Source organism: Halorientalis persicus (assembly GCF_900110215.1).
GTDB classification, from domain to species: Archaea; Halobacteriota; Halobacteria; order Halobacteriales; family Haloarculaceae; genus Halorientalis; species Halorientalis persica.
Genome location: NZ_FOCX01000003.1, coordinates 223159 through 249739, shown reverse-complemented (window position 1 = coordinate 249739; position 26581 = coordinate 223159). Strand labels below are relative to the sequence as shown.

Below are 26581 nucleotides of genomic sequence, written 5' to 3'. Positions count from 1 at the left end.
GTGCTCGATGCGTAGATGATATGCGATCAATGTGATCGTGCGGTGTACGTATAGGGGAAACATCTATTCTGGGGCGTCGTGTTCACTTCAGGAGATGCCAGTTACGAAAGACGATCTCGAAACCCTATCTGACGACGAACTCACCGACGCGTTGGCCGACGAATATCGCAGCCGTGACAGCAAGCAATTCAAAGTACTATCCGTTCTTTCAGACAGGAATTGGCACTGTCGAAGTCACGAGTACGGCCACGTAGAAACGGACCAGATCGCTGGGGGAGGCGGTATCCAGGGGCTCGAACGCGGAACCAAGACCCGACCGGGCTTCGAGATCGAATCGGAAGATCAGCACTGTGATGTTTGTGGGGAGACGACTCGACACGATCGATGGACTGGTGAACGGAAAACAGCGAATGCCGCTGCGAACATCCCCGAAGCTGTTAAACAGAAAATATTGGAGCATTACGACCATCGAGACGTAATCGAAAATCGACAACGGCAGCTTCACGATCTGGTCATCGACCATCGATTCCCGATGGAACGATGGGGCGGCGTCGAAGAATCGTACGCCGAGGAGATCAGCGAGAGGGAGATCGAGCGCAAGTTCCAGCTGTTGAAGGACGACGGAAAGGGAAACCACAATTTGCTGAAGTCACGGGCTTGCGAACACTGTATCGAGACGGGAGAACGAGGCGCACCGATGGGGATCGAATTCTGGTATCGCGGCGGGCCGACGTGGCCGGAGGGTGTTCCCGAGAACGGGCCCGAAGCAGAAGTCGGCTGTGTCGGCTGTGGCTGGTACAACTTCGACCGATGGCGGCGAGAACTCAACGAACGGATCCGAGAAAGCATCGCGTTCAGCGAAGATATTGATTTAGAGGGGACCGTGTTGGATATCGGTGGTTCGGGTGAAAAACAATTGACGTTGGAAGACACCAGCGATTAAGCGTTCTCGATGTGGTCTTCTCGAACCTCGTCGAGCGTCGGTCGAAGCCCGAGAGCGACGTGTTTGGCGAGGTTGACCGGAACGGCGTTCCCGATTTGAACGAAGGTTCGTTTCATACGACCCTCGAAATGGAAGTCATCCGGGAACGTCTGGAGACGTGCCATCTCACGGGCGGAGATACAACGGTCTAGTTCAGGGTGGATGTGTACGCCGCCGTGATTCTCTTTGATCGCCATACACGGGGCACCGGGATATTGCCGCTTCCATGCGTCCTTGTAACTGTCGTACAGGGATTCGCCGGGGTCAACCTCCGAGATGCGTTCTATCGTATCGTCCCTGTGATCTGTCCATTCGTGGTTGATTGACGGGTCGCGCGCTGTATCTTTCAAATCAGAGATGTATGTATCACATTCCAAATACTCCTCTTCGCTGAGGACTTTTTTCGGATATGGGTTTTCGAGGCCGAATTTGTTCCCGATGAAGACACTTCGTGAGCGGATCTGTGGGACTTCGTAATCGGCGGCTTCGAGAATTTGTGTGGCGAGTGGATAGCCTGCGTCCTCGAAGTCGTCGAGGATCGCATCGTACGCTTTACCGTCCTCGATCGTCGTAATCCCCGGAACGTTCTCCATCACCAGGAACCACGGGTCGATAGCGTCGATCAATCGGATAATCTCTTGATAGAGGAAATTACGCTCGTCCTCTGGATCACGCTCCCCTGCGATAGAGAACCCTGGGCAGGGAAACCCAGCAAGCAGGACGTGGATTTCTTTGTCACCGATCGCTTCTCGTACTTCTTGTGCGGTTACTTCCCGAATATCCTTGTTGAGTTGTGTCGCGTTCTCGAAGTTGTGTTCGTAGGTAGCCGCGGCATCCTCGTCGTGTTCGATTCCGAGAACACTGTTATAATTTGCCTCCTCGAATCCGAGAGTTAATCCGCCTGCACCCGAAAAGAGGTCAACGACGTTATACGTGAAGCCATCGTCGTCCACGTCAGTCGAGTCGACCCACTTGGCACGACCAATATTTTGAAAGCTGCCCCGGAGAAGTTCGGCCCGCTTCTGGTATTTCTTCATCGATTCCACCCGTTCGACTTTCGACTTGGAAGAGTCAGAAGAGATGTTCTCGCTCATTATAATGGTGTAGTGTGGTTTGCCCTGTATCTCACTTAAACTGTTTGTTCGCTCCATTCAGCCGCTAAGATACACGTCTTTGCGCCCTTCACTGACGCAGGTTAGGACGGGTGATCGTCTGATCGAGGGGTACTGACTCCTTGCCGATCTCGTCGGTTATGACACGACCGTCAGCACGAAGGGTGTCTGCGACCATCGACGCGTGATCGCAATCGGACGTCCAGAAGTACACCAGGCGTCACAGCCAATGGCCTGACGCAGTCACACACCCGGCCGGCGCATACCTGCGGTGCTCAATTCGCCACCCCCGGACTCACTCCTCCCGGCCAAATCGGGAGAACAGGCCGAAGCCGATGGCGATGCCCGCGGCGATGCCGGCACCGGCGACGGGACCGGTCGCCGACGGGATCGCCATCTCGGCGCTCGCGTCGGCTGGTCCGGGCGCGCCGGGATCGTCGGCGGCCGGGGCCGGCGTGGCGGGTGCCGGCGTCGTCGCGTTGTCGGCGGCGGCGACGCCGGCGACGGCCACGCCGAGAACGGCGAGCGCGAGCGCCAGTCGCGCCGCTCGGTCGATCACACTGTACACGGTTCCGTCGTCTCGTGTCTGTCCCATCCGTTGACCCCCCGGAAGCGTTCGCTGTGTCGTCCCCACGACACCCACTCGATGCTTCCGTTGGTACCGCTATCGTCAGCATCCGAGTAAAAGGTTCGTCCTCACATCCGAGGGAGCAGGGATGGTCGGTCGGCCTGGATCTGCCACTCCGATACACATAAGGCGGCGAGTCGGACAGGGAAAACCAGGGGACATGGACTGGGCCGACGTCGACGAGTGGGTCATCGACACGTTCTTCGAGTGGATCGTTCCCGTCGTGAGTCTCGTCTTGCTCGTGTTGTTCGTCGGACTGGTCCGGATGCGCGTCGACGAGCCGTTCTTCCGGGCGCTGGATCTCGTGTTGCCGGCGCTTTTCGTGACGCTGATCGTCTGGCAGGGGCTGAAACTCCACAAGCAGGACCTGACGACGGAGGGGCGTCGGACGGTCGCGGTCTGGTACGCGCTGGGGATCTACACGATGGTAGGGCTGGCCGGGTGGTCGGTCCTGCTGGGACTGCTGGGCCAGGACGTGCCGATGAGCGTCGAGTCGATGACGGAGATCGTCGCCGGCGGCTTCTTCGGCCTGCTGGTGGGGATCGCACAGGTCCGGGCCAAACAGAACGCCGAGGCGGCGACGCAGGCCCAGCTCGAACAGGAGTTCGTCGAGCGCCAGCAGGAGACCAACGAGGTGCTGAACCGCATCCTGCGCCACCACCTGCTGAACGGACTGACGGTCATCCGGGGGCAGGCACAGCTGCTGGAAGCGCGTGTCGACGACGACGGTGCCGATCACGCCGAGACGGTGATCGACCGGGCCGACGAGATGACGGCGACCATCGAGGAGATCAGGGACATCACGCGAACGCTCACCGAGGAGCCGACCCTGCTGCCGGTCGACCTCGAGGCAGTCCTGTCCGAGGAGTTGGCCGCGGCTCGCGAGACGTTCCCCGAGGGGACCTTCGAGGTGGTCGGCTCGATCCCGGAGGACTGTACCGTCCAGGCCAACGACTTGCTCGGGCGGGCAGTCGCGAACGTGCTGGCGAACGCAGTCGAACACAACGACACCGAGGACCCGCGGGTGGAGGTGTCGGTCGAACAGCGCGAGGACGCGGTGGTTCTCTCGGTCGCGGACAACGGCCCCGGCATTCCGGAGAAAGTTCGGACGGACGTGTTCGAGCCCAGCGAGCGAGGGATCGACAGCGACGGGGAAGGCCTCGGACTCTTCCTGACGGCGTCGGTCCTCGAACAGTACGGCGGGCGCGCCTGGATCGGCGACAGGGCCGAGGGGGCCGTCGTGAACCTCGAACTGCCACAGTAACTACTCCAGAAAGTCGGGGAATTCGGTCTGTTCGGGGTCCCGATCCGGTTGGTCGGTCATCTCGGGCAGATCGGAGACGGCGGAGGGCAAGTCGGTGGCCCGGCTGGTCGTGTCCTCGTCGTCGGCGGGTTCGACGTCGTCGAGTTCGGCGCTGATGACCGTCTCCCAGATCTCCTCGGTGTCGGTCGCGTTGTCGACGGCGCGTTTCCGTTCCGTGCCTTTCTGTTTGCCCTCCTTGTAGGCGAGTTCGACGATGCTGGCGTCGTAGTTGGTCCCCATCGCCTCGTGGACGGCCTCGTACTCGTCTTCGTTGTGATGGCCCAGCGAGGCGGCGACGCCGAGCGCGAAGGCGCGCTCCATGGCCTCGTCGCGGTCGAGATGGTCCCAGTCCGTGTCGAAGCGATCCTCGTAGAGGCTCATCGCTGTACCTTCTCGTTGGGATAGACGCGCAATCCCTTGTCCGAGAAGCTGATCCTGTGGATGTCACAGTCGATGGCCGTCCCGCGCATCTTGATCGTCTGGACGCCGCGGGTCATCCCGCCGCCCTCCATGTAGTTGTGGAAGAAGATCACCCCGTGGGCGAGGTAATGCTCGTCGGAGTAGGAGGTCGGGTCGGTCATCTCCGAGATGAGCAGGATGGTGGTGTCGGTCTGTTTCAGCGAGGAGAGAAAGCCTGTGATCTCCTCTGACATATCCGCGAAGAAGTGCTGGAGCAACATTGTGGAGTCGATGACCGCGCGGTCGATGTCGTTTGACTCGATGAACGCGGTCAGTCGGTTGGTCAGCCCGCCGTCGGTCCCGAACTGGGTGATCGTCCGCTTGCCGGCCTCGGTCACGAGATTGAGAAACTGCACTCGATCCGATCGCATCACCTTCTCGAAGCCGAAATCGAAGTTCGACATATCGTGGATGAGTTCGTCCTTGGACTCGTGCATCGTGACGTACAGGCAGTTCTCACCGTTACGCGCACCTTCCGTGATGAACTGCGAGGAGAAGGTCGTCTTCCCGCTGCCGGGCGGCCCGCTGACCACGTACAGCCGATTCGCCGGGAGGCCGCCCTCGACGATTTCGTCGAAACCCGGGACACCGCTCGAAACACGCATACCCGGAACAGATCCATCTCGGGATATAGGTGTTCCTGCTGGGTTCTCACGATTGAGAACAGTCCGGGGCCACACGCCGAGCAGTGAGTGGTCTCACCGGCCCGCCAACCGGACGGCGTCGCCGGGGTCGAGTGCCAGGAGTCGGTCGGTCGCGTCGGCGTCGAACCGGAGCGGCCGTCGCCACCACGGGCCCTCCCCGGAGTCGGCCGAGAGGGCGGTCACGACGGCGTTGGCCTCGCTACCGCTCTCAGGGGAGCTCAGCGGGACGGCGGTGTCGTACAGTCCCGACGCGTCGGGGTCGCCCTGGACCAGCACGCGGGCGTCGAAGGGGTCGCGTTTGACGTGGGCGTTGTTGGCGAAGCCGGCCCGGGCCTCGGCGTCGGCTGGCAGGTCGCGGTACGCGTCGCCGTCGAGTGGATCACGCGCCAGTCGGAACTGACCGATCAGGAACGCGCCCCACTCGGGCGGGGCCCAGTCGGGTCGGTCAGCGTCGGTCGACAGCGTCGCATAAAAGAGGAGGACATCACCGGCCGACAGGTCGAGGATGGGGCCGGCCTTGACGCCGTTGGGGTCGCCGTAGGTGTACCGCTCACAGCCGGGGTACTCGGCGAACTCCGGGTCGAGGTGGACCGGGCGGTCGGGAGCGGGCACGTCGGTGGTCAGATCCAGGTCGGCGTAGGTCGGGACGGTCGCGTCGGGACGAATGGGTTCGGATTCGGGAATCGGGACGTACTCGAAGCGACCGTCGGGAAAGAGCGGGCCGCGGACGCCGGGCTCGTTGGTGTTGGCGGCGACGTTGATGGCGACGCTTCGCATACCGACCGGTCGGCGGTCGTGGGCAAAACCTCGTCGCTACCGGAGCGGCGAGACGCAGTGCTTGCAGTACCGATACGTCGCTTCGTGTTCGTTGAACGTGCCGCAGTGCTGGCACACTGTGCCATCGTCGTCACGCGTCCGGCGACTCGTCTGGTCTCGCTCCAGTCCGTCGGTCGCGGCCGAGTACTGCTCGCCCGAACCCGTCGAGGCTCCCTCGACCGATGGGTCGCTGTCCCGGAAATACCGGTAGACCAGCAACTGGAGCAGACTGAACCCGACGATGTACGCCACGATCCAGGTCCAGACCTCCATGCCATGTGATAGGGTATCACGGTACTTGGCTCTTCCGTCGGTTGCAAGGGCCGAGGGGTAGCCGGTCGAGGGTGACAGTACGTCTCAGGCGTCGGGCGGCGAGCGGTCCCGCTGGAACTCGTCGAACACGTCCACGTCGGGCACGTCGTACTCGACGACGCGCTCGTCGCTGCGGTCGACGTTGGCATCCTCGACGGAGTCGGCGACACTCTCCCAGCCGTCTTTGATCGCGATGGATTTGGCGGGCTGGCCGGCGGCGATGTGGTGGGCCGGCACGTCCTTGCCGGCGATGGACTTGGCCGCGAGGATCGAGTTCTCGCCCATGCGCACGCCCGCCCGGACCATCGAGTCGTAGGTGACGCGCACGTCGTCCTCGATGATGGTGTGGTAGTTGGTGACCTCGGTCTGGTCGACCACGTCGTGGTCGTGGGTGTAGACGTGGGCGTTGTCGGAGATCGAGACTCGGTCGCCGACGGTGAGCTTGCCGCGGTCGTCCAGATGCACGTCGTCGTGGACGACGACGTTGTCGCCCAGTTCGATGTTGTGGCCGTAGGTGAAGGTGATCCCCTTGAACAGCCGGAGGTCGTCGCCGGCCTCGGCGAAGAGGTGGTCGGCGAGCATCTCCCGGAAGCGCAGGGCGAAGGCGATGTTATCGGCCATCGGCGTGGCGTCGAACTGCCGCCAGAGCCACTGGAGGTGCTTGGAGCGCTCGTACTCACCCTCGTCCATCCCCGCGACCTCGGCGTAGTACTCGCTCTCCAGGGTCGCGTTACAGGGGTCGTATCCCTGCAGGCGGACGCGTTCGGCCGGCGAGATGTCGTCGCCGGACTGCCATCGCTCGTAGGCCTGTCGGTCGCCGTGGAGGTCGACGAGCACGTCCTCGACCACGTCGCACGTGTTCTCGTCACTGCTGAGGCGCTCGTCGACCTCGTCGATGAACGCCCGGAGCCCCTCCTCGGCCAGGGGCGGCAACGAGACGTGACGCTTCGTCATACCCACCTCGTCGGATCCCCGCTCTCATAGGGGTTTTCGTTACTCTCTGTCCCGTTACCCGAAGGTAACCGCCGCACACGTTCGGCCGGTCGTCGCGACCCACACGGCCGTACCGACACGAGCACGACCCCCACGTTCATCCCGTGGGCGCTCGACACACCGGCAATGGCCGAGGACGAACGCGGTATCGCCGGACTCGTCGTGAGCGTCGTCTGGAACCGGCGGGAACGCCGGCCTCGACTCCCCTGGCGGCTGGCCGCCGGGGCCGGCCTGCTCGTCTTCGCCAACCTCCTCCTGGGTTCGCTGGTGCTCGCGACGCTGGGCGGCATCGACGGCGTCGTCGGCCAGAGCCTGTTTTTCGTGACGGTCGTGCTCGCACTGCCGACGGCGAGTTACCTCGTCGGACGGCGGCCACTCGATGCCCTCGGACTGGATGTGGACCGGCAGTGGCTCCGCGACGCCGGCTTCGGGCTGGCGCTTGGCGTGATTCTCCCGACCCTGCTGGTCGCCGTCACGTTTCTCGCCGGTTGGCTGCGAGTCACGGGGACGTTCGTCCGGGACGCCGACGCCGGCATCGCGTTCGGCACCCTCTCGACGCCGACGAGCCTGCTCGCGGTCGCGATCTTTTTCCTCGGCGTCGCGGTGTCGGAGGAACTGCTGGTTCGGGGCTACCTCTTGACGAATCTGGCGGAGGCGCTGGGCGGATTCGAGCGGATCGGGCGTCGCTGGGCCATCCTGATCGCGACGCTCGCGACGGCCGGACTGTTCGGCCTGCTCCACGCGACGAATCCCAGCGCGAGCGTCCTCTCGGTCACGAACATCACGCTCTTCGGTATCCTGCTCGGGTTGGCGTACGTCTGGACCGACCGGCTCGGCGTGGCCATCGGCCTGCATCTCGCCTGGAACGCCGTCGTCGGCGCGGTGTACGGCCTGCCCGTCAGCGGGCTCACCGTCGGCGTCGCGGTGTTGGCGACGGAGACGACCGGCCCCGTGCTCCTCACGGGCGGCGCGTTCGGTCCGGAGGGCGGTCTGCTCGTCCTGCTGGCGCTCGTGACTGGCACGGCCCTGACCGCGTGGTGGGTCCGCCGGGCCTACGGCGGTCTGGCGCTCCGGGAGTCCGTGGCGGTGCCCAGCCTGCGGGAGTAGCGACGGAGCGGCGACGGGCACGGCGGCCGACAATCGTACGCGCTAAGTGGGCCGCGTGCCAACGAGGGGGCATGAACCAGCGCGAACTCGGTAACTCGGGCGTCGAGGTCAGCGAAGTCGGCTTCGGGGCCTGGGTCGTCGGCACGGACTGGTGGGGCGACCGCTCCCGCCAGCAGGCCGTCGACATGGTCCAGCACGCCATCGACCAGGGGATCACCTTCTTCGACACCGGCGACGTGTACGGCCACGGCGACTCGGAGGAACTCGTCGGCGAGGCCCTGGACGACTACCGCGACGAGGTGACCGTCTCCACGAAGGTCGGCTACGACTTCTACAACAACCCCCAGGCCGGCCACGGCGAACTCCCCAAGCGCGTCGATCCCGAGTGGATCCGGACGGCGCTGGACCGCTCGCTCGATAGGTTAGGGATGGACTACGTCGACGTGTTGATGTTGCACAACGCCAACGTCGACGAGGTCACGCCGGACGTGCTGGAGACGCTGGACGAACTCCGCGAGGAAGGCAAGGTCGAGGCCATCGGCTGGGCGCTGGGCCCCTCCATCGGCTGGCTCGCGGAAGCTACCGAGGCCGTCGAACAGGAGTTCGACGCCCTCCAGCTCGTCTTCAACGTGTTCGAGCAGACGCCGGGCCGCCACGCCATCGAGGAGGTCCGCCGGCTCGACGCCGACACCTCCATCCTCCCCCGGGTTCCCCACTCCTCCGGGCTCCTGAACGAGCAGGTCACGCCCGACACCGAACTCGGTGAGGGCGACCACCGCGCGCACCGCCCCGACGAGTGGTACGAGACAGGCTGGGAGAAAGTCGACAACCTCCGATTCCTCGAACGCGACGGCGAGCGCACGATGGGACAGGCCTCGATCCAGTGGCTGCTGGCCTTCGACGAGGTGGCCTCGGTCACACCTACGTTCCGGACGACCGACGACATCGACGAGTGGGCCGGCGCGGCCGACACGCCCGCACTCTCCGAGGAGGAGTTCGAGCGCGTCGAGGAACTCGCCGAGAACAACTTCGGCATCGACCGCGACGACGGGATGGACGCCCTGCGCTCCTCGGTCGGCGGTGCGGATCTGGAAGACGTGGACAAGCAGGCCGCCGGTGACTGACCGGTGAGGACACCGACGGGGTCGGAACCGCGGTCACCGGCCTGCCGCCGGTGACTGACCGTTAGGCCTGATTCATCGAGTGAACCTCGTCGGGGCGAATACACAGGAGGAGCCGCTCACTCTGGATCGGCTGGGGGTACTCGGCTTCGCCCATGTATCGCATCGTGAGTTCGTCGATGTGGGCGCGCGCCCCCTCGGTCGTCGTTTCGTCGACTTCGCCGGTGACCGAGAGGAATCGGTAGGGGTTATCCGGGTCGGTCATGCTCGCAGAGACCGTCGGATCGTTCTCGACGTTTTTCGCCTTCCGGCGATGGCGCTCGGTGTTCACCAGCAGGCGATCCGCCTCGGCGTCGTAGTCGACCCAGACCGGCGTGGTGTGCGGGCGGCCGTCGGGGAGCATCGTCGTCACGTGGGCGAACGTCGCCTTCTCGAACAGGTCGTGGTACGCCTCGGGAACCTCGGGCATGGTACGCCGGACGGTCCGTCGGCAATTATAGACTGGGGCGGCGATTCACAGGAAATCCCGCACGTCGCTGTACCACATATCGTGGTGGTCGACCTCGTCGATAGCCTCGGCGATCCGGACGGCCAGGGCGTGCCAGCACAGTTGCGTGGGGTCGTCGGGATCGAGGTTGTACTCCGAGTCGGCGCAGTTGCAACCGCCGGCCTCGACGATGTACTCGTCCTCGTAGCCGACGACGACGGTAAAATCGCGGTACTCCTTGACACGGTGTTCGCCGACGGCTTCGATGGCGCGCTGGCCGCGCTCGCCGTGGAGCGAGACGATACGGTCGACGCTCTCCGGAGTGAGTTCGCCGGCGGTAGCCAGGTCGGCCACCCAGTCGTCGACCGCTGTCACGGACCTGAAATAGTGGTGGACCGCCAAAACAGGTTCGATGCGGGAGACGGGGAGCGTCCCCGAATGCGCGAGCGGCGAGGCTGGCCGACACCGGCCGAGACAGAGCGCATCCCTTTTCGCCCCCGCGTCCGGATCGGAGGTATGCGAATCGAGGAGGGCAGTATCGAGGTCGAGGTCCCCGGAGAGGCCACCGACGGGAAGGAAGGCGAGGTGTTCTACAACCCGGAGATGGAACTCAACCGGGACCTGACGGTGGCGACGTTGCGGGCCTACCGGGAGCGCGAGGGGGGCGACGGTGGCGAGCCGACCACGTATCTGGACGCGACGGCCGCCAGCGGAATCAGGGGCGTCCGGGCCGCGGCCGACGGCTGGACGGCGACGACCTGTGACGTGGACCCCGACGCCGTCGAACTGGCCGCCGAGAACTTCGAGCGCAACGGACTCGACGGGGAGACCGTCCACGACGATGCGAACGTTCTCATGCACCAGCAGCGGTTCGACGTGGTGGACGTTGACCCGTTCGGGACGCCCATCCCCTTCGCCGACGCCGCCGTCCGGAGCGCGCAGGGCCTCCTGTGTGTCACGGCGACCGACACCGCGCCGCTGTGTGGCGCACACTTCGAGAGCGGCGTCCGCAAGTACGGCGCGGTCCCGCGCAACACCGAGTACCACGCCGAGATGGGGCTCAGAGTACTGGTGTCGGCGCTGGTCCGCACCGCCGCGAAGTTCGACGTGGCCGCCCGCCCCGTGTTCAGCCACGTCACCGACCACTACGCCCGGACCTACCTCGACGTGGAGCAGGGGGCCCGCGCCGCGAACGCCCTGCTGGACGAACTCGGGCACGTCGACCACTGCCAGCACTGTCTCTACCGTGAGCACGAGCGCGGCCTGCTGGCCGACCCGCGCGAGGCGTGTCCCAACTGTGGGCATCACCTCCAGACCGCCGGGCCGATCTGGCTGGGCGACCCCCACGACCCCGAATTCGTGGCCGCCGTCCGCGAGCAGGTCACCGACGAGTTCGGGACTGCAGACCGAGCGCGAGACCTGCTCTCGACTATCGAGGGGGAGCTATCGACGCCGACCCACTACGACCAGCACCGCCTCTACAAGCGCTGGAACGAGTCGGCAGTCGGGATGGACGACTTTCTGGCGGCGCTTCGCGAGGCGGGATACGAAGCTTCCAGAAGCCACTACGGGGGAACGACGTTCAAGACGACGGCGGACGTGGCCGACATCGAGGCGGCCCTGCACTAGGAGGAGCGTTCTTCCTGGATCTCGCGGCCGATCTGGACCGCGCCAGCGACGACGTAGTGGACGGCTCGGTAGACGGGGCGGAGGATGAGGTTGAATACGCCGACGAGACCGACGATACCACCCAGCGCCTGGAGTTCGCCGGCCGAGGCACCGATGACGAACCCGGCGATGGCGACGATAGCCGCGACGACCGGGCCGAGCCAGAGGCCCGAGAGGTAGACGCCGTACTCCTCGCTGCGTTGCCAGGCGACGTAGAGTCCACCGGCCAGAACCGCGAAGCCCACGGGCAGGATCGGTGAGGCGGCGATCCCGGCGTAGCCGACCGGGATGAGGAGGACAGCCGCGAGCAGGAACACGGCCGAGATGCGGAGGATCCCCCGTTCGTATTTCTCGTCCATACCGATTCCTGCAGGCCCGGGACTAAATGGGTTTTCGGTCCTACAGATCGTCCCCAGACGGGACGGACCGGCTTCCGATGCGGTATTGGGTCCGGCGGTCGAACTGGAAGTCGTGTCACGGAACGCCGACGCCACGGGTGTCGCACGGGCGGTCGTCACCGCCGCGCGGTCCGAGCAGATCACGTTTCTGGCCGCCAGCCTCGCCTACTACACGTTCGTCTCGCTGATGCCGCTCCTGTTGCTGGCGCTGGTCGTCGCCTCGGCGCTGGGCGGAGAAGCGCTAGCCGAGACCGTCGTCGCGCAGTTGGGGAGTGTCCTCTCGCCGGCGGGCGAACAGGTCCTGCTGGAGTCGCTGACCGGCGCGAGCGGGCGCGCCGGCGCGACCGTCGCCGGCGTGGCGGTACTCGTGTGGGGCGCGCTGAAGCTGTTCCGCGGCCTCAACGTCGCCTTCGGACAGGTGTACGGGACCCCCGAGTCGAGTTCGTTCGTCAATCAGGTGACCGACGCCACCGTCGCGCTGGTGGCGGTCGGGGCCGGCGTGGCTGTCGCGGCGGGCGTCAACGTCCTCGTCGGGTTCGTCCCCGGACGGCTGACCGCCGCGCTCGGGACGCCCGTACTGGCGCTGACGCTCACCATCACGTTCCTCCCGCTGTACGTGATCCTCCCGGACGTCCCGGTCGGGGTCCGGGAGGCCCTGCCCGGAGCCGTCCTCGCGGGCGGCGGCTGGGCCCTCCTGAGTACGGTCTTCCGACTCTACGCCGCGAGCGCGGGGAGTTTCCAGCTGTACGGCGTCATCGGTGGCGTCTTGCTCCTGGTCACGTGGTTCTACGTCGGGAGTATCGTCTTGCTGGCCGGTGTGGTCTTGAACGCTGTGCTGGCCGGCCGGGAGGACGGCAACCGGCAACTACAACAGGAACCCCCACGAGGTGTCGGCCAACGAGGTATGTCCGACGAACACGGGGGCGCGCCGGACGACGGCGACGACGGTGTCGACGCGAGCACGACAGCGACCGGTCCGGACGAGGACGTCGAGGACGAACTGGCGGAACTCCGCTCGAAACTCGACGCGTTCGAAGAGGACATCGACGACCGGACGGTCCACCGCGAGGAGATCGAACGCGACCTGAAGCGGTACGTCCGCCGACGCGTGGGCCGCGGCCACGCGACCGGGTGGGGCCCGTACCTGGTCTTGCTGTACGGCACCGCCATGACCATCGGCGCGTTCTACTTCCTCGGCGGCGGCTGGGCCATCCTCGCCATGCTCGTCATCTGGCTGTCGACGCTCGGCCTGTACACGCTGATGGTGCTGGTCGGCATCGGCGTCACGATGGCCGGCCTCCCCGGCCGTCTCCGCAACACCGTCGAAGAGTTCCGGAGCTGAGATGCCGGTCCGTGACGCCGGTGCCGTCGAGGCACTCGGTGCACTGCCAGACCCCCTCGTCGCTGCGTTCGCGCTGGTGACACTGCTGGGCGACGTGGCCGCCTATTTTCTCGTCTTCTCCGTGCTGTACTGGCTCGGTGATCGGACACCCTTCGTGGGCGACCGACTGGACCGTGAACTGATCGTCCAGATCGTCGCACTCGGGTTCGTCGCGCTCGCGCTCGTCACGCTCCTGAAACACGTCTTCACGCTCCCGCGCCCGCCCGGAGCCGACACACCGATCGCCGTGACTGGCGTTCCCGACGCGCTCCGGCCGCTGGTGAGCGACGCGAGCGTCGACGACGGCTACGGGTTCCCGAGCGGTCACGCGATCGGCAGCACGGTCGTCTACGGCGGCCTCGGCTGGCTAGTCTCCGGGACGGGCGACCGCCGACCGCTGTACGTCGGCGCGACCCTGGCGGCCCTCGTCTCGCTGTCCCGGGTCGTCGTCGGCGTCCACTATCTCGGGGACGTCCTCGCCGGGGTCGCACTGGGCGTCGCACTGCTTTTTCTCGCGACCCGATATCTCTCGACACCGGGTCGGTCGTTCCCCGCGGCCGGGGCACTGGCCGCGGTCGGGCTGGTCGCAGTCGGCCCGACCGAGTACCTGCTGTTCGGCCTGGGTGCCTCGCTCGGCGCGACCGCCGCGTGGGTCTCCCTCCGGGACCGAATCCCGATCACGGCCCGCTCGGGACGTGAGGCGCTGGTGACCGCCGTGTCGGGAATTCTGGTCGTCGGCGGGCTGCTGGCGGTCGTCGCGACACTGGACCTCGCGGCGCTGGGGACCGTCCTCGCGATCGGCGTCGTCCTCGCGGCGCTGGTGGCGGTGCCGGTGGCCGGCGCGCGCCTCGATGCCGCTCTCGGGTAGTGGACGCGATCCCCATCGACGGTCGAAAAAGAGAGCGAGTCGGCTTAGAACGTCTCGAGGTACCGGTCGATCTCCCACTCGGAGACGTCGACGAGGTACTCCTTGTACTCCTGCTCTTTGGCCTCGACGAACTTCTCGCCGATGTGGTCGCCCAGGGCGTTGAAGACGGTCTCGTCTTCCTGCAGGGCCTCGACGGCTTCGCCGAGGTTCTCGGGCAGGGTCTCGATGCCGTACTCCTCGCGTTTCTCCGCGTCGAAGTCGTAGATGTTCTCCCGGACGGGGTCGGGGCACTCCAGGCCGCGCTCGATGCCGTCCAGTCCGGCGTGGATGAGCGCCGCGAAGGCGAGATAGGGGTTACACGACGGGTCGGGGAAGCGGGCTTCGATCCGGCTGGCGGCCGGGATGCGCGCGGCCGGCTTGCGGATCAGCGCCGAGCGGTTGCGGTCCGACCAGGCGACGTAGACGGGAGCCTCGTAGCCGGGCACCAGGCGCTTGTATGAGTTCACGGTCGGGTTCGTGATCGCCGCGAGCGCGGGCGCGTGTTCGAGGATCCCGGCGGTGAACTGTTTGGCCTCCTCGCTCAGGTCGAACTCGTCGTCGCCGTCGTGGAAGGCGTTCTCGCCGTCCTCGGTGAACAGCGAGATGTGGGTGTGCATCCCCGAGCCGTTGATCTTCGGGATCGGCTTGGGCATGAAGGTCGCGTGGAGGTCGTGCTGGGCCGCGATGGCACGCACGACCGTCCGGAAGGTCCCGACGTTGTCCGCCGTCGTCAGGGCGTCGTCGTACTCGAAGTTGATCTCGTGTTGCCCCTGGGCGACCTCGTGGTGGCTGGCCTCGATCTCGAAGCCCATGTCTTCCAGCCCGTAGATGATGTCACGGCGCACGTCGGAGGCAAGGTCCTTGGGCGCGAGGTCGAAGTAGCCGCCGGCGTCGTTCGTCTTGGTCGTGGCGCGGCCGTCCTCGTCTTCCTCGAACAGGAAGAACTCGGGTTCGGGCGCGGCGTTGACCGTATAGCCCAGTTCCTCGGCCCGTTCGAGTGCCTGCTTCAGAATGTAGCGCGGGTCGCCCTCGAAGGGCTCGCCAGTGGACGTGTTGATGACGTCACAGATGAGCCGGGCGCTGGCGTGTTCGTCGCTGTTGCGCCACGGCAGGACTGAGAACGTGTCCGGGTCCGGAACGAGCCGCATATCCGACTCCTGGATCCGGACGAACCCTTCGATCGAAGAGCCGTCGAAGTAGATCCCCTCGGTGAACGCCTTCTCGGCCTGCTCTGCCGGCACGGAGACGTTCTTCACGGTCCCCAGAATGTCCGTGAACTGCAGTCGGAGGAAATCGACGTTTTTCTCCTCGATCTCGTCGACTACTGCCTGTGCGTCTTCTGTCAACCCGCCGTCAGCCTTGATGTTCGGGTTTGTCATCTTTCTCGTCATCGGATCGGTAGACCCGAGATACAAAAACCCTACTGCTTTGCGCAAGTCTTCCGTCAGAGCGAAGGGAATTGCATATTCGTAAAATTCTAAAGGGAGGGGCGTCTGTGCAGATATAATGACGTACGAAAATCTGGACCGAAAGTTGGTGAATGCCCTGCTGGGCGACGGACGAGCGAGCTTGCGAAGCCTTGCCGAGCAACTGGACGTTTCCGTTACGACCGTCTCGAATCACCTCAAAGATCTAGAGGAAGACGGGATCATCACGGGATATACGCCAAAAGTCGACTACGACGCGCTGGGCTACGACGTGACCGCGGTCGTCCAGCTCAAAGTCGAGGGGTCGGCCCTGCCGGACGTGACCGACCGCCTGCAAGAACACAAGCAGATGATCTCGGTCTACGAGGTCACCGGCGACTACGACATCATCGCCATCGGCAAGTTCACCGACACCGACGGCATGAACGACCAGATCAAGGAGATGCTGGTCGATCCCGAGATCAAGGAGTCGAACACGAGCGTCGTGCTCAACGCCGCCAGCGAGCACGAGCAGTTCACGCTCGAAGCCGAGTAACGAACGCGATCAGTCGCCGGTTCTGTGGACCGCGAGTACCGCCAGCACCGCGACCGCCAGCGCCGCGAGGACGGGGCCGAATCCGGGACCGGAGGCGTCTGTCGTCGCGGCGGTCGTTCCGAACGGATCGGTGCCGGCGGGGCGATGAGCGTTGCCCGCGGCGGTGCGGTTCGAGGGCGTCGCGGTGGTCGTGGGGCGGTGGGTGGTCGGTGTGTCGGTCGGCGGCGGCACGATCGTGTTCGGTGTCGACTGCGGCGTTTCCGGGAACTCAGGCGTCGGTTCCGTCGGTGAGTGCCCGCTCGACCGGTTCGTCACGGAGAGGGTCGCGGTATCCAACTCGTACCTGCCGAACGTTGCCCTGAGTCGGTAGGTCCCGGGCGCGAGCGCGCCGTCCGAGACGTTCGTCGTCGCGTTGCGAGTCACGGTCCCGGCTTCGGATCGGAACAGCCCGCTCGCGTTCCCCGCGTGGGTCGTGTCGAGCCAGAGCGTCTCGTTGCGCTCGATGGGTTCGTCCTCGGCAAGCGTGATCGACGCCGACGCATTCGGGTCGGTCCGATCGAGTTCGAGCGTCAGTTCGTGACACTCCCGCGTGAGGGTAACGGGGAGGACGGCACCTCGCGCGACGGTGTAGTTTCTGCTGTGGAGGTCTCCGCCCGCCTCCTGTTCGACGGTCGCGGTAATTATCGCCGTCGCCGTCCGGCCGGTGTCGAGCCGCTGGAAGGCGAGTGTCAGGTCCGCAGCCAGACACCGCATCGCCGGGGTGGTCGACAGTTCGACGGTCCCGTTCTCGTAGCGGTTCGTCACGATGTCGCCACCCGCCCATCGCCCCCGGACCATCCCCCCGAACGTCGCCCGTGAGAACGGTGCCGGTGGATCGCGGAGGGCGGCGGTGACGGGGACGTCGTCGGGAACGCCGTCGACCCGGATGAACGCCCATTCACCCGGATCGTTCGTCGCGAACTCGTCCGAGAGCGCGTCGGCCGAGAACCCCCCTTCGCTCGCGGTCGGTCGCGGCCTGGCGTCGGGCGATATCGTCAGATTGGCCGTGTTGCTCTGATTCCCGTAGACCTGTGGATCGAGCCGGAGTCTGTAGGTCCCGTTCAGTTCCGGCAGGTACCCGTTCCGTTCGCGGTCGGTCGCTTCGGCGTCGATCTCTGTGGTGAACAGTTCGCTCGCGTTCAGCGGCGCGGCGTGTCGATCCAGACCGTGTGGGTCCGGTCCTCGTCGTCGACGGTCACCGACGCCCGGTAGTCGGAGTTCGGATCGACGATCTGGAGTGTCGCCCGGTCGTAGTGCGTCGTGATCTCGACCGGGACGACGCTGCCCGGCGTGCCCGTGTACGTGTCTCGGGCGAAGTCCGCGGTGAAGTCACCCTCGTGAGTCACCGTGACCGAATCCGTCGCCGTCGCGCCGGTGTCGAGGCGCTGGACCGTGAACTCGTAGTCCCCCGACCCCAGTACCGGCGGATTTGCCACCGGAATCGTGCCGTTCGCCGGCACGGTCGTCCGGACGCCGTCGGCGGTCGGATCACCGTCGATCATCGACCCCAGCGTCGGCGATTCGATCCCGGTGGCCGTTATCTCTATCGGGGTGCCAACCGGCACGCCAGAGACGAACAACTCGGTTCCGTTCCCGTCCAGCGGGATCTCGTCGCTGGCGGCGCGTACCTCGAACGCGGTCGCGTTCTCGGCTTCCTGTGGCGTCGCGGCCGGTGGCTGGACGGCCAGACCCACACTCCCAATCACCGCCACCAGCACCCCCGCGAGAACCAGTCGACGGAACATGTCTGTCCGGCAGTCGTGACGGTATCGGGATGAGTCTCGTGTCATCGCTCAGGACCGCGCAGTGCGAGTACTATCACTGCCGCAAGCGCGACCAGTGCCAGACCGGGGCCGAAGCCTGGACCAGTACCGGCAGTCTCCGAACTCGTCGCCACCGCTGTGGCAGAGTCCGTGATCGCGACCGTCGGGAGCGGTCCCGTGGTCGGCGGGTCGGTCGTCGGGCGGTCGGCGGTGGTGTGCTCGGTGGTGGACGTTTCGGTCGGCGGTGGGACGATTGTGTTCGGCGTCGGTGTCGTGATTCCGGACGACCCGTCCGTCGAGTCCGACGGGGGTCCATCGGCCGACTCGTTCGTCACGGTCAGGGTCGCGGTATCTATCTCGTGATCGTTGTAGATTGTTCTGAGCGAGTAGATTCCGAGCGGGAGCGCGCCGTCCGAGAAATCCGTCGTGGTGTTGCGGGTCGGCGTGCCGACCTCCGACCGGAACAGTCCGCTCGCGGTCCCGGCACGTCCGGTGTCGAACCACACTGTCTCGTTGCGCTCCACGGAGCGATTCGTGCCGAGTTCTATCGACGCCGTCGCCTCAGAGTCTGTCCGGGTGAGTTCGAGCGTCAGGTCGTGACACTCCCGCGTGAGCGTGACAGGGAGGACGGAACCGGACTCGACGGTGTAGTTTCTCCTGTGGAGCGACCCCCCGACCGCGGCGTTGGCGGCCGCAGTCGTCTCGGCCATCGCCGTCGCGCCGGTGTCCAGACGCTGGAAGGCGACGGTCAACTCGCCAGTCCGACATCGCATTCCCGCCGGGATGAAAAGCGGCACCGTTCCGTTCTCGAACCGGTGAACTCGTGGATCCTCCCGGATAGAACCGTTCGAAACCATCGCTGCGAACGTCGCTGACGGGATGTCGGCGGTCGCATTCCGGAGGTGGGCAGTGACCGGGACGTTCGAGTTCAGGTCCCGGAGTCCGAAGGGGAACGGCCGAGACTGGCTGTCGTCGTTCGTGACGAACAGATCCGAGTACACTTCGACCGAGAGCGCGTCCTCGGCCGTCGGTCGTGGCGTCCCGTTCGGCGTGACGGTCAGGTTGGCCGTGAACGGCGTCCGGGGGCTGGAACCGACGAACAGCCGATACGTTCCGTTCAGTTTCGTGAGGGTTCCGGATCGACGGTACCCACTGGTGTTCGCGTCGATTTCGGCCGTGAACAGCTGACTCGCGTTCATCGGCTCGGCCGTGTCGATCCAGAGAGTGTGGTTCCGGTCGTCGTCGTCGATTGCCACCGACACCTGATAGTCCGAGTCCGGATCTGCGATCCCCACTCTCAGGTCTGCACACTCGGCGTCGATCGTGACGGGGACGACACTGCCGGGCGTTCCGGAGTAGTTCGCACGCTCGAACTGAACGTCGAGGTCTCCCAAGATCGTGAGTGTCAGCGGAGCCGTCGCCGTCGCGCCGGTGTCGGATCGCTGGACGGTGAACTCGAAGTCGCCGGTTGTACATGACGGCGGACCATGAACGGGGATCGTGCCGTTTGCCGGCACCGTCGTCCGAACGCCGTTGGCGGTCATGTCGCCGTCGATCATCGCGGCAAGCGCCCCCTCTGAAAGTCCCGCTGCCGTTATCTCTACCTCTGCTCCCGACGACACATTATCGACCTCCATGTGTGCCTGCACACCGGTCCCGTCACCGACGTGAATCGCATCGCGGTCGAATTGCACGTCCATGGTCGTCCCGTTGTCCGCTGTCTGCGCACTCGTGCTGGTCGCGGCCGCTGGCTGGACAGCCAGACCCACACTCCCAATCACTGCCACCACTACCCCCGCAAGGACCAGTCGACGGAACATGTCTGTCCGCCAATCGGTCCGCCGCTCACATAAGTTTCGTGTGTCGGTTCCACGTGAAACGATGGGGCGTCAAACCGTGACACGGCACTTCCCAATCCTTTTGACTGAACAGTCAGTAAGGTGGCGTAGATGAGCGACGCGCGCGACGAGATTATGGAGGCGACGTACCGTGCGCTCTGTACCCACGGGTACGCCGATCTGACGATGCAGGACATCGCGGACGAGACCGAGTTGAGCAAGGCCGCCCTCCACTACCACTACGACAGCAAGCAGGAGCTACTGGAGTCGTTTCTGGATTTCCTCTACGACAGCTTCACCGAGCGCGTGGGCGACCCGCCGGGCGAGACCGCGCCCGAGCGCCTGCGCGCGCTGGTCGAGAAGGTTCTCTCGCCGCCCGTCGAAGACGACGACGAGCGGGTGGCGTTCAAGACCGCCATGCTGGAGTTGAAGGCCCAGGCCCCCTACGACGAGGGCATCCGCGAGCGACTCCAGCGGTTCGACGCGTTCCTCCACGACGAGTTCCAGGCAGTCCTCGCGGACGGGATCGAAGCGGGGACGATCCGTGACGAAATCGACCCCGAGGACGCCGCGCGGTTCCTGGTGACGACGCTGGACGGTGCGGGGACGAAACAGGTCGCTGTCGGCCAGGACCCCGACTGCACTCGCCGGATGCTCACTGCCTACATCGAGGGGACGCTGACGGTCGACGGCCCGGACCGCGAACCACAGGAGGTCGGTCCCGAATGAGCATCCGCCAGCGTCTGAGCGGCCTGTTCGTGGGCCAGGAGGAACTGGAGCTGACGAGCGGCCCCATCGCCAGGCCCCTGTTCTATCTCTCCCTGCCGATCGTCATCACCAACCTGCTCCAGGTCACCTACAACCTCGCGGACACGTTCTGGCTGGGCCAGTACAGCACCGTGGCGCTGGCGGCGATCACGTTCGGCTTTCCGCTGGTCTTCCTGCTGATCTCGCTGGGGATGGGGCTGTCGGTGGCCGGGAGCGTGATGGTCGCCCAGTACACCGGGGCCGAGGAGACCGACGAGGCCGAGTACGCCGCCTCCCAGACTATCACGTTCGCCCTGCTGTTCTCGGCGCTACTGGGACTGGCCGGCTTCTTCCTCGTCGAGGACTTCCTGGCGCTGATCGGGGCCTCCGGCGCGGTGTTGCCGCCGGCGACCGACTACATGGAGGTCGTCACCCTCGGCCTGCCGTTCATGTTCGGCTTCATCGTGTTCATCGCGTTGATGCGGGGCTCGGGCGACACGATCACGCCGATGCTCGTCATGCTCGGGACCGTGATCCTGAACGTCGCGCTGGACCCGTTCCTGATCTTCGGCTGGGGGCCGTTCCCCGAACTCGGCGTGCAGGGCGCAGCCATCGCGACGGTCTTCTCCCGGGGGCTGGCGATGGCCGTCGGCGTCGGGATCATGGTCCAGGGCCGGCGCGGCATCCAGATCAACGTCCGTGACATGGTCCCCGATCTGTCCTACGCCCGGCGGCTCCTGCGGATCGGGATTCCGGCCTCCGTCGAGGGAACCGGGCGGGCGGTGTCGGTCAACCTCCTGCTGGTGATCGTTGCGACCTTCTCCGTCACCGTGGAGGCCGCCTTCGGCGTCGGAATCAGAGTGTTCTCGACGATCTTCATGCCCGCCATCGCGGTCGACCGCGGCGTCGAGACGATGACCGGGCAGAACATCGGGGCGGACAAGCCCGACCGCGCGGCGACCGCCAACCACTTCGCCGCGAAGGCCTCGTTCGTGATCCTCGCGGCGCTGGGCGTCGTGACCTTCGTGGCCGCACCGGCGATAATGGGCCTGTTCTCGGACAACCCGGCGGTGATCGGTGAGGGCGCGAACTTCCTCCGGATCGTCGCGCCGACCTTCGGGTTCATGGGCGTGACCCGCGCGTACAGCGGCGGCTTCCGTGGCGCGGGGAAGGTGCTGACCGCCGCCGCGATCACGGTGCTCATGCTGGGACTCATCCGGCTCCCCATCGCCTGGTTCGGTGCACAGATCTACGGGCCGAGCGGGATCTGGGCTTCCTTCGCCATCTCGAACGTCCTCGCTGCCGTCGTCGCCTACCTCTGGTTCAGGCGGGGCACCTGGCGCGAGTCCGACCTCACGGAGGACGAGGGCGAGGGTGAGGGCGGCGAGGAGTCGGAGCTGGGTAGCCCCGCGGCCGCGACCGACGACTAGAGGATCACGCCCGCCTGCAGGAGCGCAATCAGGCCGGTCAGTGTCACCAGACTCGCGAGCGTGGTGACCAGGATCGTCGTGCTCACGTAGTCCGCAGCCGAAATCCCCGCGGCGGTATCACCGGACCCGAACTCGATGGTCAGCATCAGCGGCGTCACCGCCGCCGGCATCGCGCATTCGAGGACGAACACCCGGCCGACCGTCCCCGTCAGTCCGACCGCGAGTGCCACGCCGGCCGCGAGGACGGGCGCGGCCAGTAGCTTGAGCGCGCTCGCTGGGGCCGTCCGGGCGACGGAACTCCCGCCGCTTGAGTTCGCCAGCTGGATGCCGAGCATGAGCAGCATGACGGGGATCGCGGCATCGCCGGTGAGACGGATCGTCTCCATCACGGCGGTGTCGGTCGGCGGCGCGAGGTCACCCACCCGGACGACGGCCGCGGCCGCCAGCGCGTAGACGAGCGGGAGCCGAAAGACCCGCGTGACCGCGCCCAGGGCCGACCCGGCCTCGCCGCGGGCGGCGACGTAGACCCCGACCGTGTACATCAGGACGGACTGGGCGACGATGTAGAGGACGGCCGTACTCCGCCCGAGTGCGCCGAAGGCGAAGGCCGACAGCGGGATGCCGTAGTTGCCCGCGTTCGAGAACGTACTCGTCAGGACGAGCGCTCCGAGGACGGGTTCGTCCTCGCCCAGCGCGCGGCCGACCAGTTCCGCGAGGCCGACCATCCCGACACTGAAGGCCGCCACGCCGGCGAACAGTCGCGCGACCGTCGGGCCGGCGATGGGTGTCGTCACCAGACTGTAGAACACGAGCGCCGGGGCGAGAACGTACAACGTGATATCGGAGAGCGGTTCGACGGCCACGTCCTTGGTCCAACCGAGCGCGTACCCGACCGCGGCGACGGCCACGACGGGCAAGACCGCCGAACCCAGCACCGATACCAGCGACACGGTCCGAGTCTGCCGCGGCGGCGAGTCAACGGTTTCGATCCGGCGCGAAAAGAAGCGGTGTGTGAGAACGGGCCGGGTGCGGCGGCCGGTCAGCGGTCAGCGTCGCCGGTGAGCCAGCAGCGCCACGGCCAGCAGTGCCGTGAGCGCGACGATCACACCGAAGCCGGGACCGGTCGCCCCGGTCGGGGAGGGAGAGTCACCCGATCCCGGGTCGTCGGCCGGGTTGTCCGACGCGCCGTCGGTCACGGAACCGCCGACGGAGCCCCCACCACGGTCGTTGGACAGCGGTTCCACGGCGACCGACCCGGAACGGGACGCGGGCGCGACCCGGCTACCGTTGTCGGCGTCGACCTGTGCGTCGGTGACACGGACGGCGGTGGTCCCGCCGCCTGTGCCTCCGACCTCGACGGTCGCCAGCGTGACGTTCGTCGCGCCGGGTGGCGTGTCGGTCACGGCGGCTTCTAGCGTCACGCGTTGTCCGTCGCCGACGATCTCGGGCTCGGTCGTCAGCTGGAACGAGTCCGGATAGCTGGCGTTCGTGATCTCGGCGACGCCCGACTCGGAGAGTTCGAGGGTCACCTCGTAGCCCGACAGCCCAGACGGGGCGCGCGAGAGCGCGAGTCGGAGCGTGCTCGTCTCGTTTTCCTCGACCGTCGCGTTCGTGACGGTCAGCTGTGCGCCGTCGTCGGCCGTCGCCGTCCCGACCCCGCCGACCAGCAGCAGGCCAGCGAGGAGTCCGAGGGCGGCGACCGTCTGGGTTCGTGTCATGGCTGTCGGGGGGAGAGAGTGTCGGGAGTCGGTCGGCTTACTGTTCCTCGTACAGTTCGACCACGTCGTCGTAGTCGATCTGGCCGTTCTCGTTGAAGTCGTAGGCCTCGACGTTCATCGTCACGGACTCGTCGTCGAGGTTCTCGAACAGGAGTTCGATGTCGGCGTAGTCCATGCGACCGTTCCCGTTGACGTCCTCGTACAGGCCGTCGCCGTCGGGGTCGGTCGGGGCCTGCCCGCCGGCGGGGCCGCCGCCGATGGCGGGCGGGCCGGTGACGACCATCCCCATCCGTTCCTGCACGTCGATCTCGCTCCCTCCCTCGTCGTCTATGTCGTGGACGGTCACTTCGAGGTCGGTGGTGCCGGTGCCGTCGGCGTCGAGTTCGAGCGTCCCGAGCGTGACGTTCTGTGCGCCGGGCTGGATCTCGCCGTCGAGGTCCGCGACGCGGAGTTCGACCGACTGGCCGTCCGCGGCCACCTTGGGGTCGGCGGTCATGCCGAGCGCGTCGTCGTAGCTCGCGCCCGTGAACTCGGCGACGCCGTCGTCGCTGGTCGAGACGGTGACGCGGGCGCCCGAGAAGCCGTTCGGCAGCGAGGACACGGTCAGGTCGGCCTCGCCCGAGCCGCCGTTGGCGATGGCGAGCGACTCGACGTCCACGTCGACCGGCGGCTGGTAGACGTAGAGCCCGTCGTTGGGGAAGTTCGCGGGACCTGCCTTGAAGCCGTCCTCACAGCAGATGACGCGGCCGTCGTCCATCACGTAGACGTTGTCGATGTTGGCCACGCCGTCGTCGCCGTCTGCCTGCCGGTCGCTCGGGACGAAGTCGGGACCGACGATGACGGGTTCGAGCCGGGAGACGTTGTAATCCTGCTCCAGTTCGCCGCGGAAGATGATGCCGCCGTCGATGCGGTCGAGCTGGATGTCGCCCTCTTCGTCGGCCAGGGCGTCGTTGAACTCCGAGATGCCGAAGTAGACGAACTCGCCGGGGCCGGCACCGTCGCGGCTGTCGACGCCTTCGGCCTTGTTGAACTCGATCGACGCCCCGATCTCCTTGGCGGCCGCGCGAGTCTCCAGGAAGGGCACTCTCCGGAGCTCCTCGTCGACGCCGTCGTAGCCGTTCTCCTCGTACTGACGGGCCCACTCGACGATCTCCTCGTTCGTGATGTAGTTTTGGTTGCCGTCTTCGACGACGGTCCGGTCGGCTTCGGCCAGGACCTCGTCGGTGACCTCGTCGCCCTCGCTCCAGCTTTCGGTGTGGGCTTCGAGGTAGTCGACCTGGGTCACGTCGTCGTACTCGGCGATCCACGCCTCGCACTCGCGCTGGCTGGCGTGCCCGAGCGGGAGCCAGTCGATCACGAGGTCGGTTTCGGCGGGGTTGTTGCGAACGCCTGCGTCCTCGGCCGAGGCCGCGTCGTTCGTGATCTTCGGGGCGTACAGCGTGCCCTCGATGTCCATCGGGTCGTCGTAACTGTCGATCTCCTCGTCGGCGACGAACTTGTAGATGCCCTTGTTGTCGCCGTCCGAGAGCCCGTAGGCCGTCTTGCGGTCGGCCTGAATGTTGGGGGCTTCCCACGCGGCGCGGCCCATGACGTAGTACTTGACGGGCTGGGGCGGGTCGGCGGTCGGCTCGCGGAAGTCGACGTGGTAGCCGTACCGATAGGGGTTCGGGTAGACGTCCGAGATCGGCTCGGTCGTGTTGGCGTCACTGCCCTGGTCGATCCGGTCGGCACCGAGATAGTACGCCAGGAACTCGACGCCGCTGAGCGCCCAGTAGCCCTGTGGGGAGAAGTCGAGGTTCTCCGTGCAGTCGCTGGGGTTCGGTCGGTTCCAGAACTGGCAGCCGCCGATCATGCCCTCGCCGGAGCCGGCGTCGACGATGTCGCCGACCGTGTTGGTCAGGGAGACGCGGGGATGTGCGTAGTTCTCCTCGGAGGAGATCATCGTGTCCCAGGGGCTGAGATCGCCGTAGCAGTTGATCCGGGTCCCGCCGAGTTCCCGGAGCGGTTCCGTGTTGGCAAGGTTGATCGCGTTCTCCAGGTCGGCCTCCCACTCGCCGTCCTCGGTCATGCTGATCGGGATGCGGCTGACGTTCCCCGGGCTGTTCTCCCAGTTTGTGAACAGGTAACCCTCGGTCCCCGCGTCGTCCGTGGGGACGAACTGGTTGCAGTCCGGGTTCGTCGCGGCACCGCCGTACTGAGTGCCCTCGAAGTTGTCGAGCGAGATGTCGTTACCGTCGGGCGTCTGGGTCACGCCGAGGCGTTCGCTCCCGCCGTTGATCGGCTCGCGACCCTGGCCGAGCAACACGTACTCGTGGTTGGCCGAGCGGACTTTCCCCTGGGCCGAATCCGAGGTCGGGACCGGAACTTCCTCGAAGTCGTCGTTGTCGCCGTCCAGCTCGAAGGTGAAGCCGCTGAAGTAGCCGACACCGGCCCGGTCGAACGGTTCCGGGTTGTCGCCGCTCGGGTGCTGGAGGCTGTACAGCAGGCCGCCGTTCTCGAAGACGAACGGACCCGTGACCTCGGCGCCGTAGGCCGTCGTGGAAAAGCGCTTGATATCGCCGACCACGCTCGGCGCACTGGACGTATCGCTCTCCGGTATCTCCGTCTCTGAACCGCTGGCAATTCCCACCACACTGGCCCCCAGTGCGGCAGCGACTGACGATTTCATCAGGTTTCGCCGATTGAGATCCACCATGCAGGCGGACAGCAGGATGCACGTACAAAGCCACTTTATATTACCAGTACGTTGGGGGAAGGAAGATACGT

Annotated in this window: 28 protein-coding genes; 11 read left to right on the top strand and 17 right to left on the bottom strand. The window is 65.9% G+C overall.

Annotated elements, in window-relative coordinates; all coding sequences use genetic code 11:
• Positions 1-94: 94 nt before the first annotated feature.
• Positions 95-943, top strand: coding sequence for a hypothetical protein (locus tag BMX17_RS25920; RefSeq protein ID WP_211611289.1), 849 nt, complete (start codon positions 95-97; stop codon positions 941-943).
• Here BMX17_RS25920 and BMX17_RS05040 read toward each other — a convergent pair.
• Positions 940-2076 carry a DNA cytosine methyltransferase gene (locus BMX17_RS05040; protein WP_170845330.1) on the bottom strand — a complete coding sequence of 379 codons (1137 nt, stop codon included), beginning with the start codon at positions 2074-2076 and terminating at the stop codon, positions 940-942. The two genes, BMX17_RS25920 and BMX17_RS05040, sit on opposite strands and share 4 nt — an antisense overlap.
• Before the next feature lie 313 nt (positions 2077-2389).
• Complete coding sequence (locus tag BMX17_RS25915) at positions 2390-2689, bottom strand: hypothetical protein (RefSeq protein WP_092658300.1); 300 nt, start codon at positions 2687-2689, stop codon at positions 2390-2392.
• A gap of 193 nt (positions 2690-2882) precedes the next feature.
• Here BMX17_RS25915 and BMX17_RS05030 point away from each other — a divergent pair, with 193 nt between their 5' ends.
• Entirely contained in the window at positions 2883-3986 is a 1104-nt protein-coding gene (locus BMX17_RS05030; RefSeq protein WP_170845329.1) for a sensor histidine kinase, read from the top strand.
• Here the strand turns inward: BMX17_RS05030 and BMX17_RS05025 are convergent, their stop codons facing one another.
• From BMX17_RS05025 to BMX17_RS05005, 5 genes are all read right to left on the bottom strand, one after another.
• Positions 3987-4406 carry a DUF8057 family protein gene (locus tag BMX17_RS05025; protein WP_092658296.1) on the bottom strand — a complete coding sequence of 140 codons (420 nt, stop codon included), beginning with the start codon at positions 4404-4406 and terminating at the stop codon, positions 3987-3989.
• Complete coding sequence (locus BMX17_RS05020; RefSeq protein WP_092658294.1) at positions 4403-5089, bottom strand: RAD55 family ATPase; 687 nt, start codon at positions 5087-5089, stop codon at positions 4403-4405. The genes BMX17_RS05025 and BMX17_RS05020 overlap by 4 nt, the downstream gene beginning before the upstream one ends.
• A gap of 93 nt (positions 5090-5182) precedes the next feature.
• Positions 5183-5905 (bottom strand): Nmad3 family putative nucleotide modification protein, encoded by a 723-nt coding sequence (locus tag BMX17_RS05015; RefSeq protein ID WP_092658292.1) that lies wholly within the window; start codon positions 5903-5905, stop codon positions 5183-5185.
• 36 nt (positions 5906-5941) lie between these two features.
• The gene (locus tag BMX17_RS05010) at positions 5942-6217 is read right to left on the bottom strand and encodes a DUF7577 domain-containing protein (protein ID WP_092658290.1); all 276 of its coding nucleotides are present in this window, start codon (positions 6215-6217) and stop codon (positions 5942-5944) included.
• An 84-nt stretch (positions 6218-6301) separates the two neighbouring features.
• Positions 6302-7210, bottom strand: a complete 909-nt coding sequence (locus BMX17_RS05005; protein WP_092658288.1) for an acyltransferase — start codon at positions 7208-7210, stop codon at positions 6302-6304.
• A gap of 165 nt (positions 7211-7375) precedes the next feature.
• Here BMX17_RS05005 and BMX17_RS05000 point away from each other — a divergent pair, with 165 nt between their 5' ends.
• Complete coding sequence (locus BMX17_RS05000; RefSeq protein ID WP_092658286.1) at positions 7376-8356, top strand: CPBP family intramembrane glutamic endopeptidase; 981 nt, start codon at positions 7376-7378, stop codon at positions 8354-8356.
• Between the two features lie 71 nt (positions 8357-8427).
• The gene (locus BMX17_RS04995) at positions 8428-9480 is read left to right on the top strand and encodes an aldo/keto reductase (protein ID WP_092658284.1); all 1053 of its coding nucleotides are present in this window, start codon (positions 8428-8430) and stop codon (positions 9478-9480) included.
• A gap of 61 nt (positions 9481-9541) precedes the next feature.
• Here the strand turns inward: BMX17_RS04995 and BMX17_RS04990 are convergent, their stop codons facing one another.
• Both BMX17_RS04990 and BMX17_RS04985 read right to left on the bottom strand, forming a co-directional pair.
• Positions 9542-9946 carry a pyridoxamine 5'-phosphate oxidase family protein gene (locus BMX17_RS04990; protein WP_092658282.1) on the bottom strand — a complete coding sequence of 135 codons (405 nt, stop codon included), beginning with the start codon at positions 9944-9946 and terminating at the stop codon, positions 9542-9544.
• A 45-nt stretch (positions 9947-9991) separates the two neighbouring features.
• The gene (locus BMX17_RS04985; protein ID WP_092658280.1) at positions 9992-10339 is read right to left on the bottom strand and encodes a hypothetical protein; all 348 of its coding nucleotides are present in this window, start codon (positions 10337-10339) and stop codon (positions 9992-9994) included.
• Between the two features lie 141 nt (positions 10340-10480).
• Between BMX17_RS04985 and BMX17_RS04980 the strand changes: the two genes are divergently transcribed.
• A complete protein-coding gene (locus tag BMX17_RS04980; RefSeq protein ID WP_092658278.1) occupies positions 10481-11593 on the top strand; it encodes a tRNA (guanine(26)-N(2))-dimethyltransferase in 1113 nt (370 codons plus the stop codon).
• On the opposite strand, the gene BMX17_RS04975 is transcribed toward BMX17_RS04980, so the two are convergent.
• On the bottom strand, positions 11590-11991 hold the full coding sequence (locus BMX17_RS04975) for a hypothetical protein (protein WP_092658276.1): 402 nt from the start codon (positions 11989-11991) through the stop codon (positions 11590-11592). The two genes, BMX17_RS04980 and BMX17_RS04975, sit on opposite strands and share 4 nt — an antisense overlap.
• A gap of 112 nt (positions 11992-12103) precedes the next feature.
• On the opposite strand from BMX17_RS04975, the gene BMX17_RS04970 reads away from it, so the two are divergent.
• Together BMX17_RS04970 and BMX17_RS04965 are read left to right on the top strand one after the other, a co-directional pair.
• The gene (locus BMX17_RS04970; RefSeq protein WP_244514934.1) at positions 12104-13372 is read left to right on the top strand and encodes a YihY/virulence factor BrkB family protein; all 1269 of its coding nucleotides are present in this window, start codon (positions 12104-12106) and stop codon (positions 13370-13372) included.
• Position 13373: 1 nt separating this feature from the next.
• Entirely contained in the window at positions 13374-14279 is a 906-nt protein-coding gene (locus tag BMX17_RS04965) for a phosphatase PAP2 family protein (protein WP_092658272.1), read from the top strand.
• 44 nt (positions 14280-14323) lie between these two features.
• Here BMX17_RS04965 and glnA read toward each other — a convergent pair whose 3' ends face one another.
• Positions 14324-15697, bottom strand: coding sequence for a type I glutamate--ammonia ligase (gene glnA, locus BMX17_RS04960; RefSeq protein WP_092658471.1), 1374 nt, complete (start codon positions 15695-15697; stop codon positions 14324-14326).
• 127 nt (positions 15698-15824) lie between these two features.
• On the opposite strand from glnA, the gene lrp reads away from it, so the two are divergent.
• Entirely contained in the window at positions 15825-16280 is a 456-nt protein-coding gene (lrp, locus tag BMX17_RS04955; protein WP_092658270.1) for an HTH-type transcriptional regulator Lrp, read from the top strand.
• A 9-nt stretch (positions 16281-16289) separates the two neighbouring features.
• On the opposite strand, the gene BMX17_RS04950 is transcribed toward lrp, so the two are convergent.
• The gene (locus BMX17_RS04950; protein WP_139203428.1) at positions 16290-17117 is read right to left on the bottom strand and encodes a hypothetical protein; all 828 of its coding nucleotides are present in this window, start codon (positions 17115-17117) and stop codon (positions 16290-16292) included.
• A 52-nt stretch (positions 17118-17169) separates the two neighbouring features.
• Here BMX17_RS04950 and BMX17_RS25910 point away from each other — a divergent pair, with 52 nt between their 5' ends.
• The gene (locus BMX17_RS25910) at positions 17170-17337 is read left to right on the top strand and encodes a hypothetical protein (protein ID WP_170845328.1); all 168 of its coding nucleotides are present in this window, start codon (positions 17170-17172) and stop codon (positions 17335-17337) included.
• A gap of 121 nt (positions 17338-17458) precedes the next feature.
• Here BMX17_RS25910 and BMX17_RS04940 read toward each other — a convergent pair whose 3' ends face one another.
• Positions 17459-18064 (bottom strand): hypothetical protein, encoded by a 606-nt coding sequence (locus tag BMX17_RS04940; protein WP_092658264.1) that lies wholly within the window; start codon positions 18062-18064, stop codon positions 17459-17461.
• Between the two features lie 41 nt (positions 18065-18105).
• Complete coding sequence (locus tag BMX17_RS04935) at positions 18106-19851, bottom strand: hypothetical protein (protein WP_139203427.1); 1746 nt, start codon at positions 19849-19851, stop codon at positions 18106-18108.
• A 180-nt stretch (positions 19852-20031) separates the two neighbouring features.
• On the opposite strand from BMX17_RS04935, the gene BMX17_RS04930 reads away from it, so the two are divergent.
• Positions 20032-20649, top strand: coding sequence for a TetR/AcrR family transcriptional regulator (locus BMX17_RS04930; RefSeq protein ID WP_092658260.1), 618 nt, complete (start codon positions 20032-20034; stop codon positions 20647-20649).
• A complete protein-coding gene (locus BMX17_RS04925) occupies positions 20646-22097 on the top strand; it encodes an MATE family efflux transporter (protein WP_092658258.1) in 1452 nt (483 codons plus the stop codon). Before BMX17_RS04930 ends, BMX17_RS04925 begins: the two co-directional genes overlap by 4 nt.
• Here BMX17_RS04925 and BMX17_RS04920 read toward each other — a convergent pair.
• The 3 genes from BMX17_RS04920 to BMX17_RS04910 form a co-directional block, all read right to left on the bottom strand.
• Complete coding sequence (locus BMX17_RS04920) at positions 22094-23047, bottom strand: AEC family transporter (protein ID WP_092658256.1); 954 nt, start codon at positions 23045-23047, stop codon at positions 22094-22096. The genes BMX17_RS04925 and BMX17_RS04920 overlap by 4 nt on opposite strands.
• 96 nt (positions 23048-23143) lie before the next feature.
• Entirely contained in the window at positions 23144-23815 is a 672-nt protein-coding gene (locus BMX17_RS04915; RefSeq protein ID WP_092658254.1) for a PGF-CTERM sorting domain-containing protein, read from the bottom strand.
• A 37-nt stretch (positions 23816-23852) separates the two neighbouring features.
• Entirely contained in the window at positions 23853-26510 is a 2658-nt protein-coding gene (locus BMX17_RS04910; RefSeq protein ID WP_092658252.1) for an alkaline phosphatase PhoX, read from the bottom strand.
• Between the last annotated feature and the right edge of the window lie 71 nt (positions 26511-26581).